Annotated in this window: 16 protein-coding genes; 7 read left to right on the top strand and 9 right to left on the bottom strand. The window is 42.2% G+C overall.

Features of this window, described 5'->3' with window-relative positions; genetic code table 11:
* Position 1: 1 nt before the first annotated feature.
* Positions 2-358, top strand: coding sequence for a sulfurtransferase complex subunit TusC (gene tusC / locus KKZ03_RS00755; RefSeq protein ID WP_243219333.1), 357 nt, complete (start codon positions 2-4; stop codon positions 356-358).
* A gap of 42 nt (positions 359-400) precedes the next feature.
* Here the strand turns inward: tusC and KKZ03_RS00750 are convergent, their stop codons facing one another.
* Together KKZ03_RS00750 and KKZ03_RS00745 are read right to left on the bottom strand one after the other, a co-directional pair.
* Entirely contained in the window at positions 401-943 is a 543-nt protein-coding gene (locus KKZ03_RS00750) for a lipocalin family protein (RefSeq protein WP_243219328.1), read from the bottom strand.
* A gap of 131 nt (positions 944-1,074) precedes the next feature.
* Positions 1,075-1,512, bottom strand: coding sequence for a hypothetical protein (locus KKZ03_RS00745; protein ID WP_243219326.1), 438 nt, complete (start codon positions 1,510-1,512; stop codon positions 1,075-1,077).
* A 483-nt stretch (positions 1,513-1,995) separates the two neighbouring features.
* Here KKZ03_RS00745 and KKZ03_RS00740 point away from each other — a divergent pair, with 483 nt between their 5' ends.
* The 3 genes from KKZ03_RS00740 (at position 1,996) to KKZ03_RS00730 (ending at position 4,348) form a co-directional block, all read left to right on the top strand.
* Positions 1,996-2,898, top strand: coding sequence for a TIGR01777 family oxidoreductase (locus tag KKZ03_RS00740; protein ID WP_243221715.1), 903 nt, complete (start codon positions 1,996-1,998; stop codon positions 2,896-2,898).
* A complete protein-coding gene (locus KKZ03_RS00735) occupies positions 2,891-3,121 on the top strand; it encodes a TIGR02450 family Trp-rich protein (protein WP_243219324.1) in 231 nt (76 codons plus the stop codon). The genes KKZ03_RS00740 and KKZ03_RS00735 overlap by 8 nt, the downstream gene beginning before the upstream one ends.
* 222 nt (positions 3,122-3,343) lie before the next feature.
* Positions 3,344-4,348, top strand: coding sequence for a cytochrome-c peroxidase (locus KKZ03_RS00730; protein WP_243219322.1), 1,005 nt, complete (start codon positions 3,344-3,346; stop codon positions 4,346-4,348).
* Positions 4,349-4,401: 53 nt separating this feature from the next.
* On the opposite strand, the gene purB is transcribed toward KKZ03_RS00730, so the two are convergent.
* The 3 genes from purB to KKZ03_RS00715 all read right to left on the bottom strand — a co-directional run bounded on the left by purB (position 4,402) and on the right by KKZ03_RS00715 (position 7,415).
* Complete coding sequence (gene purB / locus KKZ03_RS00725) at positions 4,402-5,766, bottom strand: adenylosuccinate lyase (RefSeq protein WP_243219320.1); 1,365 nt, start codon at positions 5,764-5,766, stop codon at positions 4,402-4,404.
* A gap of 73 nt (positions 5,767-5,839) precedes the next feature.
* Positions 5,840-6,955, bottom strand: coding sequence for a tRNA 2-thiouridine(34) synthase MnmA (mnmA, locus tag KKZ03_RS00720; RefSeq protein WP_243219317.1), 1,116 nt, complete (start codon positions 6,953-6,955; stop codon positions 5,840-5,842).
* Complete coding sequence (locus KKZ03_RS00715; RefSeq protein WP_243219314.1) at positions 6,948-7,415, bottom strand: NUDIX hydrolase; 468 nt, start codon at positions 7,413-7,415, stop codon at positions 6,948-6,950. Before KKZ03_RS00715 ends, mnmA begins: the two co-directional genes overlap by 8 nt.
* A 224-nt stretch (positions 7,416-7,639) precedes the next feature.
* Between KKZ03_RS00715 and clpS the strand changes: the two genes are divergently transcribed.
* Together clpS and clpA are read left to right on the top strand one after the other, a co-directional pair.
* Positions 7,640-7,963, top strand: coding sequence for an ATP-dependent Clp protease adapter ClpS (gene clpS / locus KKZ03_RS00710; protein ID WP_243219312.1), 324 nt, complete (start codon positions 7,640-7,642; stop codon positions 7,961-7,963).
* A gap of 13 nt (positions 7,964-7,976) precedes the next feature.
* Positions 7,977-10,241 (top strand): ATP-dependent Clp protease ATP-binding subunit ClpA, encoded by a 2,265-nt coding sequence (gene clpA / locus KKZ03_RS00705; protein WP_243219306.1) that lies wholly within the window; start codon positions 7,977-7,979, stop codon positions 10,239-10,241.
* A gap of 56 nt (positions 10,242-10,297) precedes the next feature.
* Here the strand turns inward: clpA and infA are convergent, their stop codons facing one another.
* The 4 genes from infA to trxB form a co-directional block, all read right to left on the bottom strand.
* Positions 10,298-10,516 (bottom strand): translation initiation factor IF-1, encoded by a 219-nt coding sequence (infA, locus tag KKZ03_RS00700; RefSeq protein ID WP_243219304.1) that lies wholly within the window; start codon positions 10,514-10,516, stop codon positions 10,298-10,300.
* Positions 10,517-10,600: 84 nt separating this feature from the next.
* Complete coding sequence (locus KKZ03_RS00695) at positions 10,601-11,302, bottom strand: arginyltransferase (protein ID WP_243219302.1); 702 nt, start codon at positions 11,300-11,302, stop codon at positions 10,601-10,603.
* A complete protein-coding gene (aat, locus tag KKZ03_RS00690; protein WP_243219300.1) occupies positions 11,299-11,994 on the bottom strand; it encodes a leucyl/phenylalanyl-tRNA--protein transferase in 696 nt (231 codons plus the stop codon). Before aat ends, KKZ03_RS00695 begins: the two co-directional genes overlap by 4 nt.
* 94 nt (positions 11,995-12,088) lie before the next feature.
* Complete coding sequence (gene trxB, locus KKZ03_RS00685; protein ID WP_243219298.1) at positions 12,089-13,042, bottom strand: thioredoxin-disulfide reductase; 954 nt, start codon at positions 13,040-13,042, stop codon at positions 12,089-12,091.
* A 208-nt stretch (positions 13,043-13,250) separates the two neighbouring features.
* On the opposite strand from trxB, the gene KKZ03_RS00680 reads away from it, so the two are divergent.
* The gene (locus KKZ03_RS00680; RefSeq protein ID WP_243219297.1) at positions 13,251-15,560 is read left to right on the top strand and encodes a DNA translocase FtsK; all 2,310 of its coding nucleotides are present in this window, start codon (positions 13,251-13,253) and stop codon (positions 15,558-15,560) included.
* Positions 15,561-15,813: the final 253 nt, after the last annotated feature.

Genomic DNA, 15,813 nt, shown 5'->3' with positions numbered 1-15,813 from the left:
GATGAAAAGCTATTTATTTGTTTTACGCAAACCGGCACATAGTGGCGCTTATGTTCAAGAAATGCTGGATATTATTTTGATCACTGCGGCTTTTGATCAAAAGGTCAGTATTTTATTGCTGGATGATGGCGTGTTTCAGTTAAAAAAAGGCCAGTATCCTGAAAAGATCGGCATGAAAGATACTTCCGCCATTTTTAACGCACTGGAAATTTATGATGTTAACGATATTTACACTGAAGTCGAATCTTTAGAGGAACGTGGTTTAACGTGTAGTGATTTATGTTTGCCTGTTCAGTCGTTGTATAGAAAGGATATTAACGGATTAATGGAGCGGTTTGACATTGTCTTTCCCGGGTAGCGCACCTTTTAATGTGCGCTCCGGAAAAATTATCAAAAAAGGTTATTTAGTCTGGTGTACGGGCTCATCCTGATTGGTAAAGATCAGTTGGTCAGTGGCAAAACCCAAGCTTTTGGCTTTTTCGATCAATCTGTCCAAGGTCGCTTTGGGCAAGTGCTTGGTGCGTGATAATATCCAAAAATAGGATCTGTCAGGGCCGGTAATCATCGAATAGGCATAGTCTTTTTTATCCAGATCAATAATATTATAGCCACCATAAAATGGACCGAAGAAAGAGACTTTTAGGTGGCCTTTGTCAGCTTGTTCGACAAAATAGGCTTTGCCTTCGACCTGCTCCCATTTACCATCCGCTTCATTCCAGCCTTTGTTAATCACTTTAACACCACCATCTGCCCTTGGTGAGTAAGTCGCCGAAATGTTGTTCAAGCCTCTTTCAAAACGGTGATCCAGTCGGGCTATCTCGTACCAGTGGCCCATATAACGGTTAACTTCAAAGCCATCTACCACAGTTATGCCTTCCGGAATTCCGGTACAGCCAGATAGTAAAGCACTTATTAAGGTAAGCAAAAAAAACAGTTTTTTCATAATGTTAGAGTCGATCGGAAATTAATGATAAAGAGGAAATTATAATGCCGGAATGGGGAATAAACTTAACCTTTTAATCCGGCTTCTTGCTTAGGCCTGGTTAAAATTTTGCTGGCTGGTATGGGGCATTGTTATGATGATTTATCAGAGGTTTTCTTGATACTGTCTTTTTTTATACTGACCATTACGCCGAAAAATATATGCGATAGTCCGGTGTAAAGAAAAAACATAGGAAAATTTTCATCAATTTCTATCGAATTGATTTCAGCATAAAACTCCATGGATCCAATCATTAAAATCAGGAAAAAACCTACAAGAATCATTACCTGAAAATTTTTTCTATAAAAACAATACATTAAAATGACCATTTCAGTCATTGCCAAATAGATCATCACCATGCGCAAATTGTTATCAAGTGCGCCATAAAGGTCCTCATTAAATTCAAAAATAGAGTTACTTCCCGGTAGTGAAAAAACACCAGCCGCTACCAACAAGATAACTGAAATATAGAAATTAATTTCGATGAGAAATTTAATGCCTTGTATGCCTTTATATGTCATATCATTCATATGCTTTACCGATGATTATACACAAAAAAAGACCCTCTCTTAGACAGAGCGAGAGGGTTATAGAGGAGGACAGTGAGTACGTTGTTTAATCGATTAAGCGGATTAAACAGCTTAGGGATGTGCATCAAAAAAACATGAATGTTTTATCTCTTTTCCTGCCCGGAGAATACCGGGGGAGTGCTATTCAAGTTGTTTGTAGCTGTTCCGTATACAAATTTAGGGGTATCTTGCCAAGTTTCTATTTTTGTTAAAAGAGCAAAAAACCTGATGCTTAACTTACCTGCCAAAAGCTACTTTGTCAAACTATAGTTGTACAATACATGTACAGTGCTAATATTGCGCAAAGTTGGTTGGTTTTTATGCAATCAGCCTGTTGATTGTCAGAAATTATTCACTGGTTTATTGGTGACTTTAGTGTCAGTATTAAAAAATTTTTAAGGTTTCCCCTATTGTTGTGTGTTTAATGTTTATAAGGACAGTATGATGAATATATTGATTACCGGCGGTACCGGTTTTATTGGTCGTGCATTGGCGCAAAATCTGGCCAAGCAAGGTTATGAGGTTACCGTTTTAAGCCGTAACCCTGACACAGTAGAAAAAATCTGTGGCCACGGCATTAAGGCGCTGGATAGTCTCGATAAGCTTAAGCCTGAAGATACTTATCCGGTTATTATCAATCTTGCCGGAGCGCCTATTTTTGATGTTCGCTGGAGTGATGCTCGCAAAAAGGTTATTCGTGATAGTCGAATCAATCTGACTAACCAACTGGTTGCGTGTATGGCTGCCATGATAGTTAAGCCAGTACTATTAATCAGTGGTTCTGCTATCGGTTATTATGGTGAGCATGGCGATACTGTATTAACCGAGCAATCGGCAACTTATACCGATTTTTCCGGGCAACTGTGTGCGGATTGGGAAGCTGAAGCAAAAAAAGCCGAACTATTAGGTGTCAGAGTATGCATCATTAGAACCGGCTTGGTACTTGGTGATAGCGGCGGTTTACTGCAACGCATGTTATTGCCTTTTCGTCTGGGTTTGGGTGGGCGCTTAGGCAATGGACAGCAGTGGATGTCCTGGATTCATCGGGAGGACTGGATCGCTATTGCCAATAAAATGATAACGAATGCATCCATGCAGGGTGCGTATAACGCAACAGCGCCTAATCCGGTGACTAATAGTGAATTTACTAAAGCTTTGGCGGACGGCTTAAAGCGCCCTGCATTACTTCCTGTTCCGGCGTGTTTGTTAAAGCTTTTGTTGGGTGAGATGTCAGCATTGGTTTTAGGCAGTCAGCGAGTATTGCCAGAGCGCTTGTTAGCTGAAGGCTTCAAGTTTCAATACAACGATCTTTCCAGTGCCTTAACCGAAGTACTCAGTCATGAATAAAATGAAAAGCCGGCAAATAAATCCCGAAAAACTGCTGTTAAGCAAGTGGACTGCCGTGCAACCTGCCAATAAAGAGAAGCATTTTTTAGTAACACGGCTTGTTAGAGATGAGCAGGAAATAGTTGTTGCTTGTGTGCTGGAAGCTGTTATTAATCATCGTGAAATTGAACTGGACTGGCATCTATTAAAAGATGCATCCATTTGGTTACCAGGGTGGCTTTAACTGTTATTGGGAGTTGCTTGAGTAAAACATCTTTGTAGAGTGGCTCTTTACATAAGACTTAATAACAACGTGATGGGTGTTTCTATCAGGATTTAATTGTATCTTGCTGGCGTTCTATTTTACAATTCAAAAAAGATATAACGGTAATTAGTCGACTTATAAGCTGTGGAGTGCTAGATTTGTCGCAATTTATGATAACTATAATAATATTTGGAGGATAGTATGTTTAAAATTCGTTCGCTGGTAATTGCACTGGCGTTAACAGGTTCCATTTCGGTGGCTTCGGCTTGGGAAGCATTGCCTACAGTAGCACCGGCACCGTCTGATAACCCGACTACTGAAGAAAAGGTTGAGCTGGGAAAAATGTTATACCATGACCCTCGCTTGTCTTCTACCGGCACGGTTTCTTGTGCTTCTTGCCATAACACAATGTTGGGTGGTGAGGATAACAGACCTAACTCTATGGGGGTTAATGGTCAGACTGGTGGTCGTAGTTCACCAACGGTATGGAACTCTGCGTTTAATGCCGTACAGTTTTGGGATGGACGAGCGGCGACTCTTGAAGCGCAAGCCGCAGGTCCGGTGACCAATCCTATTGAAATGGGCATGAAAAACTGGGATGATGTCGTTGTCCGCTTAAAATCTATTGAAGGTTATCAGGTCGCCTTTGAACAGGCTTTTGGTAAAGACGCCATTTCTCAAGACAATGCAACCAAAGCCATTGCCGCTTATGAAAGAACCTTGATTACGCCCAATAGCCCTTATGATAAATACGTTTCCGGTGATAAATCAGCGTTAACCGAGCAACAAGTGCGCGGTATGAACAAGGTTGCTGAACTAGGTTGTACCAGTTGTCATAGTGGCCCGGCATTCAATGGTCCTGGGATGTTCCAGAAATTTCCTGTACATAGCAATAGCTTTTATGCTGCCAAGTACCATTTCAAAGATGATAAAGGTTTAGCCGAAGTGACCAAAAAAGCAGACGATGAACATTTGTGGAAGGTGCCTACCTTGCGCAATATCGCTTTGACGGCACCTTATTTTCATAATGGGGCGGCAAAAACTCTTGATGAAGCAGTAACGGTCATGGGAAAAACGCAGTTGGATAAAGATTTGTCCAAAGAAGAGATTGCCGACATTGTCGCCTTTCTTAATGGTTTGACAGGTGAGTTTCCCAAGCAAACAATGCCCGTTTTGCCACCTACACCAGGTAAGTCGTTTAATTAATAATACGGTAGAGACGCGATGCTCGCGTCTCTACCTATTTATTCAATATGACCTTAAATATCCTTAGCCAGTTTTTCAGCATAACCCGTGTAATTACGCGGTGTTAATTTCAGCAAATCAGCTTTGGCGTCAGCCGGAATTTCCAGTGTTTCAATAAATGCCTGTAGTTGTTCCGGTGTAATGCGCTGGCCACGGGTTAGCTCTTTGAGTTTCTCGTAGGGTTTTTCGATACCATAACGACGCATTACCGTTTGTATGGGTTCTGCCAGCACTTCCCAGTTAGCATTTAGATCTGCTTCAATCGCATCTGCATTAATCTGTAATTTGGAAATACCCTTTAAACTGGCTTGTATGGCGATACTGGTGTGAGCGATGCCGACACCGATATTTCTCAGTACGGTAGAATCAGTTAAATCACGTTGCCACCTTGATACCGGTAATTTTTCTGCCAAAAAAGCAAACAAGGCATTGGCAATACCTAAGTTACCTTCTGAATTTTCAAAATCAATCGGGTTGACTTTATGTGGCATGGTGGAAGAGCCAACTTCACCGGCAATGGTATTTTGCTTGAAATAGCCCAAGGAAATATAACCCCAGATGTCCCGGTCAAAATCCAGCAGAATGGTATTAAAACGTGACAGGGCATGGAAAAATTCGGCAATATAATCATGCGGTTCAATCTGGATGGTATACGGATTTAATTGCAATCCCAAGGATTCGACAAACTGCTTGGCAAATTCAGCCCAGTCAACATCAGGATAAGCGATGCAATGCGCATTATAATTGCCCACTGCGCCATTTATTTTGCCTAACAAGGCAACTGCGCCCAGTTGATCTTTTTGGCGCGACATACGGGCGGCAACGTTGGCAAATTCTTTGCCGACGGTAGTCGGCGTTGCAGATTGCCCGTGGGTACGTGACAGCATGGGCTGATCTGCAGTTTCCAAGGCCAGTTTTTTTAAAGCCTCTATACAGTCACTGATTTGTGCCATGATTATTTCACGACCTTCTTTCAGCATTAATGCGTAAGACAGATTGTTGATGTCTTCTGATGTGCAGGCAAAATGAATAAATTCACTAACCTGTTCCAGTTCAGCGCAGCCGGTAATTTTTTCTTTTAACAAATATTCAACGGCTTTAACATCGTGATTGGTGGTTTTTTCTATGTCTTTAACGCGCTGCGCATCAATTTGAGAAAAATCACTAACGATACTGTTTAACAGTTCTGTTGCAGAATCGCTGAACGGACTGACTTCAGTAATCAGCGGATGTTTTGCCAAGGCTTGCAGCCAGCGCACTTCGACTAATACCCGAAAACGAATCAGGCCGTATTCGCTAAATACGGGGCGCAGTTTTTCAACTTTGTCGGCATAGCGACCGTCGATTGGAGATATTGCGGTTAAGGCAAAGTTAGTCATGGTTAATTATCCTGGTGCTGTTATGAGGTGTTTTAGGCGATATTCTGCGTAATTCGGGTCTAGCTATATCGCCTTAATTTGTATTGTATTTGGATTCAATAATTCCGCCGCCCAAGCATATTTCACCGTCATAAAAAACCACGGATTGTCCGGGTGTAATGGCTCTTTGCGGTTGATCAAAACTGACTTTGATGCGATCGTTTGTTAGTGGTTCGACGTGGCAATCCTGATCTGCCTGTCGGTAGCGGGTTTTGGCGGTACAGCGTAGCGGTTCTGTTAAGGATTCATTGCTGCACCAATCCAGTTGGCCGGCTTCCAGCGTGTTATGCAACATGAGTGGATGATCGTGGCCCTGGCCCACGATTAATATATTATTTTCCAGATCTTTGTCGAGTACATACCACGGTTCATCAGGGGTATTTTTAACGCCGCCTATGCCCATTCCTTGGCGTTGACCAAAGGTGTAATACATTAAGCCGGAATGTTTGCCAATGTACTGACCTTCGGGCGTGCGCATTTCACCTGGCTGGGTAGGGAGATAACGCTGAAGAAACTCGGTAAATTTACGCTCGCCGATAAAACAGATACCGGTACTGTCTTTTTTACGACTATTGGCAAACCCCGCCTTGTCTGCCAATAGCCGGATTTCGGGCTTGTGCAGGTGACCGATGGGAAACAGGGTTTTTGACAAGGCTTTTTGTCCCAGCGTATAAAGAAAATAGCTTTGCTCTTTATTAGGATCGAGTCCTTTTAACAAGAAAAACTCATCCTTGTTTTTATCACTCCGGTTTGGTGAGTTTGCAACACGGGCATAATGACCAGTAGCGATGTATTCTGCACCCAGGTCTTCAATGGCATAATTTAGAAAGGCTTTAAATTTTACATGCTTATTACACAAAATATCGGGATTTGGTGTCCGTCCGGCTTTAAATTCAGACAAGAAAACTTCAAAGACTTCATCCCAGTATTCGGTGGCAAAATTGACGGTTTTAAGTTCTATACCCAGTTTATCGCAGACTTGTTGCGCATCGGCAAGGTCTTCCATGGCAGTACAATATTCTGTGCCGTCATCTTCTTCCCAGTTTTTCATGAATAAACCGGTGACTTGATGCCCTTGTTCTTGTAATAGCAAGGCAGTTACCGAAGAGTCAACACCGCCAGACATACCAACGATTATATTTTTACTCATGATCATGATCAAGATCGAGAAATGATTGTATTAGTGATAAAGGATAAAGGTGTCCATTCAGGTATTCGTCTACACTAATAAGAACTAAAGGACTACGTAGCCGATGCTGCTGTGCGGCAATTTCGTCACGTGTTAGCCAGTGTGTTGCGACTATGCCTTCATCCAGTTGTTGATCGGGATTATGGCTATGGCAGTGACCGGAAAAACAAACCCTGATAAAGGTGGGTAACTCAGGGTTTTTACGCCAAAGTTGGACGGAAATAAGATGTTCGGGCTCGAAATGCCAGGCTGTTTCTTCATTCACTTCGCGCTTGACAGCGGCAATCAGATCCTCGTTTTTTTCAAAATGTCCGGCAGGTTGATTAAACTGTAGTCCGCGAGGCGTCTCTTCTTCAACGAGTAAAAATCGATTATCTCGTTCGATAACGGCTGCAACGGTAACGCGTGGTTTCCAAACCATTGATAATTTCCGGTTTTAATAAAAATTAACATGTTACTAGATATTAAGAACTTATGTTGGTAAAAAAGGTTTTACAGGGTAAAGTTAAAGCGTGGATATAAGCATGGGTCTGGTGTTTTATAATTTGTATGATTTAATTTGTTATGTGCAAAAGCTTGAAATATATTAGTATTGGCACCATATTGGACACTTAAAGTAATATATTATTTGATGATTTGGTTATTATGCCCGATTTTGATCCGTTAAAATATAATGATGAAGACTTGGTTGTTCAAGAAGCCAAGCCTAAGTTAAAAAGACCGCCGCTATATAAAGTTATTTTGTTAAATGATGATTTTACGCCCATGGATTTTGTCATTGATGTTTTGATGGGGTTTTTTGCCATGACCGAACAAAAGGCAACACAGGTCATGCTGCAAATACATACTCAAGGGGTAGGTGTCTGTGGAACTTATTCTAAAGATGTTGCTGAAACTAAAGTATATATAGTCAACGATTATTCACGGGAACATCAGCATCCGTTGATGTGTTCGATGGAAGAAGTGTAAATTTGGAGCGTTTATGTTAAGCAAAGAACTTGAAGTTACGTTAAATACCGCCTTTAAAAACGCGCATGATAAACGTCACGAATTTATCACGGTTGAGCATTTATTACTGGCATTGCTCGATAACAGTTCTGCAGAAGCCATAATGAAGGCTTGCGGATGTGATATTAACACGCTACGCGTGCAATTGGCCCAATTTATTGATGAGACCATGTCATTGATTCCTTTGGGAGTTCAGCGAGAGACTCAGCCTACTTTGGGATTTCAACGGGTATTGCAGCGGGCTGTTTTCCATGTTCAGGCTTCTGATAAAAAGGAAGTGACCGGAGGGAATTTATTTGTCGCTTTATTTAGCGAGCAAGATTCTCATGCGGTCTATTTATTGAACAAACAAGATATTTCACGACTGGATGTCGTTAATTATTTGGCGCACGGTATTTCAAAAACCGATCAAGACAACGAGTCCCCAAGTGAATCAGCATCGGAAGCGGTTGATGCTGAAGCAGGCAGTCCTTTAGATAAATATACCACCAATCTTAATGAAGAGGCCCGGCAGGGTCGTATTGATCCCTTAATTGGCAGGGAGCTTGAGATTGAAAGAACGATTCAGACGCTTTGCCGAAGACGTAAAAACAATCCTTTATTGGTTGGCGAGGCGGGTGTTGGTAAAACAGCGATTGCTGAAGGCTTGGCAAAAAGAATAGTTGAAGAAAACGTACCTGAAATTTTGAAAGATAGCGTGATCTATTCGCTGGATTTGGGGGCTCTGGTTGCTGGTACAAAATATCGCGGTGATTTTGAGAAGCGCCTTAAGTCGTTGATGAATCAGCTCAAAAAAGAACCGGATTCAATTTTGTTTATTGATGAAATTCATACCATTATAGGTGCAGGTTCTGCTTCCGGTGGGGTTATGGATGCTTCCAATTTGATTAAGCCTGTGCTTGCTTCCGGTCAATTGCGCTGTATTGGCTCTACGACTTATCAGGAATATCGCGGGGTTTTTGAGAAAGATCATGCTTTGGCTCGCCGATTCCAGAAAGTCGATGTGCTGGAGCCTTCAGTTGAAGATACTATTCTGATATTAAAAGGTCTTAAGTCACGCTTTGAAGAGCATCATAACGTTAAATATACGGCTGAGGCTTTGCGTGTAGCGGCAGAATTATCGGATCGCTATATTACCGATAGACATTTACCGGATAAAGCCATCGATGTTATTGATGAGGCGGGTGCAAAACAGCGGATGACAGAGGAAGCTAGTCGTAAGCAGGAAATTGGTGTTGCCGAAATAGAAGACATTGTCTCGAAAATTGCCAGAATACCTGCGCGATCAGTGTCTTCCAATGACATAGACAAGTTGGCCAATTTGGAAAAAAATCTGAAAATGCTGGTTTTTGGTCAAGATGAAGCAATTTCGGCGTTAGCTTCGGCGATAAAATTATCGCGTGCAGGTCTTCGGGATGCTCAAAAAACCATTGGTTCGTTTATATTTGCAGGGCCTACCGGAGTTGGTAAAACAGAGGTGACTCGTCAGCTTGCTAAAGTACTAGGCGTTGAGCTGATTCGTTTTGACATGTCTGAATATATGGAGCGTCATACTGTTTCCAGGCTGATAGGAGCGCCCCCAGGTTATGTGGGGTTTGATCAAGGCGGACTGCTAACCGAGCAGGTTGCCAAGCACCCTCATGCCGTGTTGTTGCTTGATGAATTGGAAAAAGCGCATCCTGATGTTTTTAACCTGTTATTGCAGGTTATGGATCATGGCTCATTGACCGACAATAACGGGCGTAAAGTTGATTTTCGTAACATTATTTTGGTAATGACCACAAATGCTGGTGCGGAGGAGGGTAGTCGTGCTTCGATAGGTTTTACTCAGCAGGATCATGCAACCGACAGTTTGAAAGTGATAGAAAAAGGCTTTTCGCCTGAATTTCGAAATCGCCTTGATGCCATTATCCAATTTAAACCGTTGGATATTTCAATTGTCGGGCATGTGGTTGATAAGTTTATCTTTGAATTAGAGGGCTTACTTGCCGATAAGCATGTAACGATTACGTTAGATGCTGAGGCCCGTTTGTGGTTGGCCGAGCATGGCTGTGATCCAAAGATGGGGGCAAGACCAATGGCGCGATTAATTCAGGAGAAAATCAAGAAACCTCTAGCTAATGACTTGCTGTTTGGCAAGCTTGCGCACGGTGGTCATGTCAGAATTTATGTGGAAAATGATGAAATGGCTTTTGCTATAGAAAGCAATGAATTGGTTGTTTCTGAAACTGATTTTTAATAGAGCGGTCCAGTGAAATAAGAAATCTTAGGCGTTGCCCCATGGTATTAATGGGGTTAGCGCATACGGAAAGTGATGCGACCTTTACTTAAATCGTAAGGTGTCATTTCAACTTTGACGCTATCGCCGGTGAGAATGCGAATATAATGTTTGCGCATTTTTCCGGAAATATGGGCAGTCACAACGTGACCGTTTTCCAGTTCGACGCGAAACATGGTATTAGGAAGGGTATCGATTACCTTGCCTTCCATTTCAATTTGATCTTCTTTAGCCATTTGTATTTAGTCCCCGCAATTAAAATAACGCATTATAACATAAGCTGATTTCTAACAACATAAGAGTGTGGATATTTGTTTTTTTTAAACAGTCATTTCAAGCCATTGATTGTCAATTAAGAGCTCTATCGGTTGATAATCACTTTTATAAGCCATTTTTTTACAGGCTTTTATCCAAAATCCCAGATATAAGAATTCTTTTTGTTGCAGGAGTACTTGTTCAATTTGCCATAAAACGGCAAAAACACCGAGACTGTAGTCAGAAAATTTGGGCTCAAAAAAGGTATAAACCGCTGACCATGCCTGGTCAAACTGATCAATAACAGCAATGCCTGCCAGTTCATTATCGATGGAAAACTCGATGAACCGGGTGTCACACCACGAACTCCCAAGAAAATCAAGGTAATCATCAGGGCTGGCATCAGCCATCGATCCCTCGCTGTGCCTGACATTTTGATAGCGCAAGTACATGTCATAATGTGCTTGCTCAAAAATAGCGGGCTTGACGGTGACTTGTGTATCAATATTCTTGTGCAGGCAGCGTTTCTGACTTCTGCTGGGTTTAAATTTTTTGACCGGCAGTCTTACCGGAATGCAGGCAGAGCAATGAGAACAATGCGGTGCATAAACTTCATCGCCACTGCGACGAAAACCTCGTGCTATTAGTTGAGCATAAATTGATGGCGTTATCGGGTAGGAAGGATGAACAAACACTGATTGAGCCTGCTCGCCATCAAGATAGCTACAAGGATGTTTCTGACTAAGAAATAACGGAATGGATGTCATTTTAAGTGCCAGGCTGATGAGTCGGCAGGATTATCACAATATTTATTGAGTAACTTTATAAAATTATTACGATCGCAGTTTACCGCACCAAAGCTTGCTAAATGTGTTGTGTGTACCTGGCAATCAATTAATTGATAATCCCAGATTTTAAGCTGCTCAACCAGGCTGGCAAAAACAACTTTTGAGGCATCTGTTTTGGTATGAAACATGGATTCGCCAAAAAAAACCCGTCCTATAGCAACACCGTATAAACCACCAACTAATTCACCGTCCAGCCAGGCTTCTGCAGAATGGGCAAAACCCTGTTGATGGAGTATGTTATAAGCTTGCTCTATATCCTCTGTTATCCAGGTGCCTGCACTTTCCTGCCGAGGTTCTGCACAGGCAGCAATAACTTTGTTAAAAGCCTGGTCAAAGGTCACTGTAAAGACATTTTTGCGTAGCGTTTTTCGGAGGCTCCGAGAAACAATTAATTTATCCGGGAATAAAACCAATCTGGGATCGGGTGACCACCACAGAATGGGCTCGTCCGGATTATACCAAGGGAAAATTCCATGCCGATAAGCATTTAACAAACGTTTTTCTGACAAGCAACCGCCAATCGCAAGTAACCCGTCCGGTTCGCGCAGAGCTTTATTTAAGGCAGGAAAATCCTGCTCCGGGTTATCAGGGTCAAGAACAGTTAGTTGCATATTTTTAGAAGGTTAAAGTAAGAAAGTACAAGGTACAAGGTTCGAAGCGTAAAAACTTTCGTTTTTCGCCTTTCCTCTTTTACCTTGAACCTGCCTAAACTAATTCATCAAGAAATTTTTCTGCATCCAGAGCTGCCATACACCCTGCGCCAGCTGAAGTAATTGCTTGTTTATAAACAGAGTCCATCACATCACCCGCAGCAAAAACCCCTTCCACGCTGGTTGCCGTAGCATTTCCGGTAATACCGCTTTTTACTTTAATATAGCCGTGATCCATGTCCAGTTGGCCTTCAAAAATTCCGGTATTAGGGGTGTGTCCAATGGCAATAAAAACACCATGTACATCCAGATCTTTGGTTGAGTTATCAAGCGTATTTTTAATTCTGATACCGGTAACGCCCATGTCATCGCCAAGTACTTCATCCAGAGAGGAATTCCATTCAATAACGACATTGCCGTTTTTTGATTTTTCAATCAATTTATCAGACAGAATTTTTTCAGAACGAAATTTGTCGCGGCGATGAACAACAGTGACTGTTGAAGCAATATTGGCCAAATAAAGTGCCTCTTCAACGGCTGTATTGCCGCCACCGATAACGGCTACCGGTTTATTGCGGTAGAAAAATCCGTCACAGGTTGCACAAGCAGAAACGCCCCGGCCTTTAAATGCTTCTTCAGACTCCAGACCCAAATAGCGAGCTGAAGCACCGGTCGCAATAATGAGTGCATCACAAGTATAAGTGCCTGAATCACCTGTTAATGTAAAGGGTCTCGCTGATAAATCAGCAGTATGGATATGATCAAAAATAATCTCTGTTTCGAAGCGTTCTGCATGCAGACGCATTCTTTCCATGAGATCAGGGCCTTGCAAGCCTTCAACGTCACCTGGCCAGTTATCAACTTCTGTGGTGGTGGTTAATTGCCCACCTTGTTGCATGCCGGTGATGATTACAGGTTTTAGGTTGGCACGTGCGGCATAAATAGCAGCGGTGTAACCTGCAGGACCGGAGCCAAGAATTAAAAGACGACAGTGTTTGGGATTATTCATAAAAAATCTCTACGGGAGCTATGTTGGGTTAAATGTAAAAAAGTATGCCGGTGAAACAAGGTTTCGTAAATATTATTGTGTGTATAAATCAACTTTTTTAGAACTAAAAACAAGTGGGTTTTTTTTGTGATCAATATTAATGTAGAATGTTTAATCATTGATCTATAATCCTGTTTTATTTGTATAAATCTATGTTGAGCTATAATTTATGTCTGCGGTAATGGAAGAAAAAACATTTCGAGGTTTACGCGAAATTGCAGTCCTGGGTTTTTTTGGGATTGCTTTGTTTTTTTTAATTTCCTTGATTACTTTTAGTAAAGAGGATGCTGGCTGGACCCATAGTGGTTCTGTGCAGACAGTCACTAACGCCTGTGGTGTTTTTGGTGCATGGGTCGCTGATTTTACACTCAGCTTTTTTGGTTTGATTGCGTATTTGTTTCCGGTTATCCTCTCTTGGCATGGCTATATGTTATATGGTCAGGCCAGACAAGGACAGCAAAAAATGACGATAGCCTTGCAGTGGTTAGGGTCTATAGCGATCATTGTTTCTGGTGCGGCATTATTATATTTATATGTATTAAGAGTGGGTGTCCAGCTGCCAGGTAGTACCGGCGGTATTGTAGGTCAGGAAATTGGCGATGCGGTATTGATCTTATTTGGCAATTCAGGAGCCACCTTATTTTTAATTGTTTTACTATTGTCCGGAATTACCCTGACTACCGAGTTATCCTGGCTGGCCTTTATTGATCTTATCGGTAAATATACGGTATCTTTATGCGGTGCTGTTGGCTGCACCGTAACTAATTTATGGCGGGCACCCACTGAACACTCTGTTGAGTCGTTTGATAATGATCCTGTAAAGCCGGAGACATTAAGAACAGCGATTGTTAAAGCCATATCCATTCCTAAAGTTTTAGCCCCTGTTATCGAAAAAAAGGTAGTGCAGTTTGAAAAAAACAGCAGTCAACTACAAACACAACCACAACAAAAAACTGCCCCCAAATATAATGCCGGGGAAGATGTATTACCTTCTTTAGATTTGCTGGATGAAAGAGACACCCGGGTTGTCGGTTATTCGCAAGCAGATTTGGAAGAAATGTCTCGATTGGTAGAAGATATTCTTGCCGATTTTAATGTTGCCGTGGCAGTTGTGGGTTTTCATCCTGGTCCTGTTATTACCCGTTTTGAGTTGCAGCCTGCCGCCGGTGTAAAAGTTAGTCGTATTAGTAGTTTATCCAAAGACCTGGCCAGGGCTTTGTCGGTTACCAGCGTACGTATTGTTGAAATTATTCCGGGTAAATCAGTGGTCGGCCTCGAAATCCCTAACAGGGAACGGGAAATGGTCACACTGCGCGAATTGTTGGCAGCGCCTGTTTTTGAAAAGGCTAAATCCATGTTGACCTTGGCAATGGGTAAGGATATTGCCGGTGCACCTTTGGTAGCCGATTTGGGTAAAATGCCTCATGCACTGGTTGCCGGTACTACCGGATCAGGAAAATCGGTTGCCATCAATACCATGATTCTTAGCTTGCTTTATAAAGCGACGCCTGAAGAAGTACGATTGATTATGATCGATCCTAAAATGCTGGAGTTATCTGTTTATGAAGGTATACCGCATTTATTGACGCCAGTAGTAACTGATATGAAGGAAGCCAGTAACGCCTTGCGTTGGGCGGTTGCTGAAATGGAAAGACGTTATAAATTAATGTCCAAAATGGGCGTTAGAAATCTGGCGGGATTTAATCATTTGATTGATGAGGCAGATGCAAGAGGGGAGAGCATTAGAGACCCCATGTTTCAACTGTTAAACCCGCTGGAAGACGGTGAATATTTTCCGGTCTTAAACAAATTACCCAGTATCGTCATCGTTATTGACGAATTAGCCGATATGATGATGATTGTCGGTAAAAAAGTTGAAGAGTTAATTGCCCGTTTGGCGCAAAAAGCCAGAGCTGCCGGTATTCATTTAATTTTGGCAACGCAGCGTCCATCGGTTGATGTGTTAACCGGACTGATTAAAGCCAACGTACCCACGCGTATATCTTTTCAGGTTTCATCGCGTATTGACTCACGAACTATTCTTGATCAAGGCGGCGCTGAAACGTTGTTAGGTAATGGTGATATGTTATTTTTGCCATCAGGCACCAGTATTCCTATCCGTGCTCATGGGGCATTTGTCGATGATCATGAAGTACATCGAGTTGTTGAATTTTTAAAACAAACCGCGCCACCTGATTATTTGGAAGATATAACCCGCGAATCCTCAGATTCCAGTGAGGGTTATAGTATGAACGGTGACAGCGGTAATAATTCAGAGTCTGATGCTTTATACGATGAAGCGGTCATGTTTGTTACTGAATCCCGCAAGGCATCAATATCCAGTGTCCAGCGCCGTTTTAAGGTAGGTTATAATCGTGCCGCCACCATGATAGAAGACATGGAAGCGGCAGGGATTGTCAGTTCCGCAGAATCTAATGGCTCAAGAGTTGTACTGGCACCACCACCTGTTAAAGATTAATAGCTATACTATATAAAGAGCAATTATTACCTGATTGGGTTGCGCTATTGCCAAGTGATAGCGAAGCTCAACAAATCAATCAATAAGGCCGGGTTACGATATCACCTGCTTCAATACTTATTGATGCTAATAATCTTTGTAGGTCGGATTAGGCGCCAGCCGTAACCCGACACAGATACTCACGTTTTGAAAGCTATTGAAGTTTTCAAACGTTTCGGTCGGGGTTGCAAACCCCGACCGGCATCGGAGTAAA

This window comes from Methylobacter sp. S3L5C (genome assembly GCF_022788635.1).
Lineage (GTDB): Bacteria > Pseudomonadota > Gammaproteobacteria > Methylococcales > Methylomonadaceae > Methylobacter_C.
The sequence above is the reverse complement of the archived record's forward strand: the minus strand, read 5'-3'. Positions and strand labels throughout refer to the sequence as shown.

Coding starts and splice junctions, on each gene's coding strand:
- tusC (WP_243219333.1), top strand. CDS start 2: ATGAAAAGCTATTTATTTGTTTTACGCAAACCGGCACATAGTGGCGCT.
- KKZ03_RS00750 (WP_243219328.1), bottom strand. CDS start 943: ATGAAAAAACTGTTTTTTTTGCTTACCTTAATAAGTGCTTTACTATCT.
- KKZ03_RS00745 (WP_243219326.1), bottom strand. CDS start 1,512: ATGAATGATATGACATATAAAGGCATACAAGGCATTAAATTTCTCATC.
- KKZ03_RS00740 (WP_243221715.1), top strand. CDS start 1,996: ATGAATATATTGATTACCGGCGGTACCGGTTTTATTGGTCGTGCATTG.
- KKZ03_RS00735 (WP_243219324.1), top strand. CDS start 2,891: ATGAATAAAATGAAAAGCCGGCAAATAAATCCCGAAAAACTGCTGTTA.
- KKZ03_RS00730 (WP_243219322.1), top strand. CDS start 3,344: ATGTTTAAAATTCGTTCGCTGGTAATTGCACTGGCGTTAACAGGTTCC.
- purB (WP_243219320.1), bottom strand. CDS start 5,766: ATGACTAACTTTGCCTTAACCGCAATATCTCCAATCGACGGTCGCTAT.
- mnmA (WP_243219317.1), bottom strand. CDS start 6,955: ATGAGTAAAAATATAATCGTTGGTATGTCTGGCGGTGTTGACTCTTCG.
- KKZ03_RS00715 (WP_243219314.1), bottom strand. CDS start 7,415: ATGGTTTGGAAACCACGCGTTACCGTTGCAGCCGTTATCGAACGAGAT.
- clpS (WP_243219312.1), top strand. CDS start 7,640: ATGCCCGATTTTGATCCGTTAAAATATAATGATGAAGACTTGGTTGTT.
- clpA (WP_243219306.1), top strand. CDS start 7,977: ATGTTAAGCAAAGAACTTGAAGTTACGTTAAATACCGCCTTTAAAAAC.
- infA (WP_243219304.1), bottom strand. CDS start 10,516: ATGGCTAAAGAAGATCAAATTGAAATGGAAGGCAAGGTAATCGATACC.
- KKZ03_RS00695 (WP_243219302.1), bottom strand. CDS start 11,302: ATGACATCCATTCCGTTATTTCTTAGTCAGAAACATCCTTGTAGCTAT.
- aat (WP_243219300.1), bottom strand. CDS start 11,994: ATGCAACTAACTGTTCTTGACCCTGATAACCCGGAGCAGGATTTTCCT.
- trxB (WP_243219298.1), bottom strand. CDS start 13,042: ATGAATAATCCCAAACACTGTCGTCTTTTAATTCTTGGCTCCGGTCCT.
- KKZ03_RS00680 (WP_243219297.1), top strand. CDS start 13,251: ATGTCTGCGGTAATGGAAGAAAAAACATTTCGAGGTTTACGCGAAATT.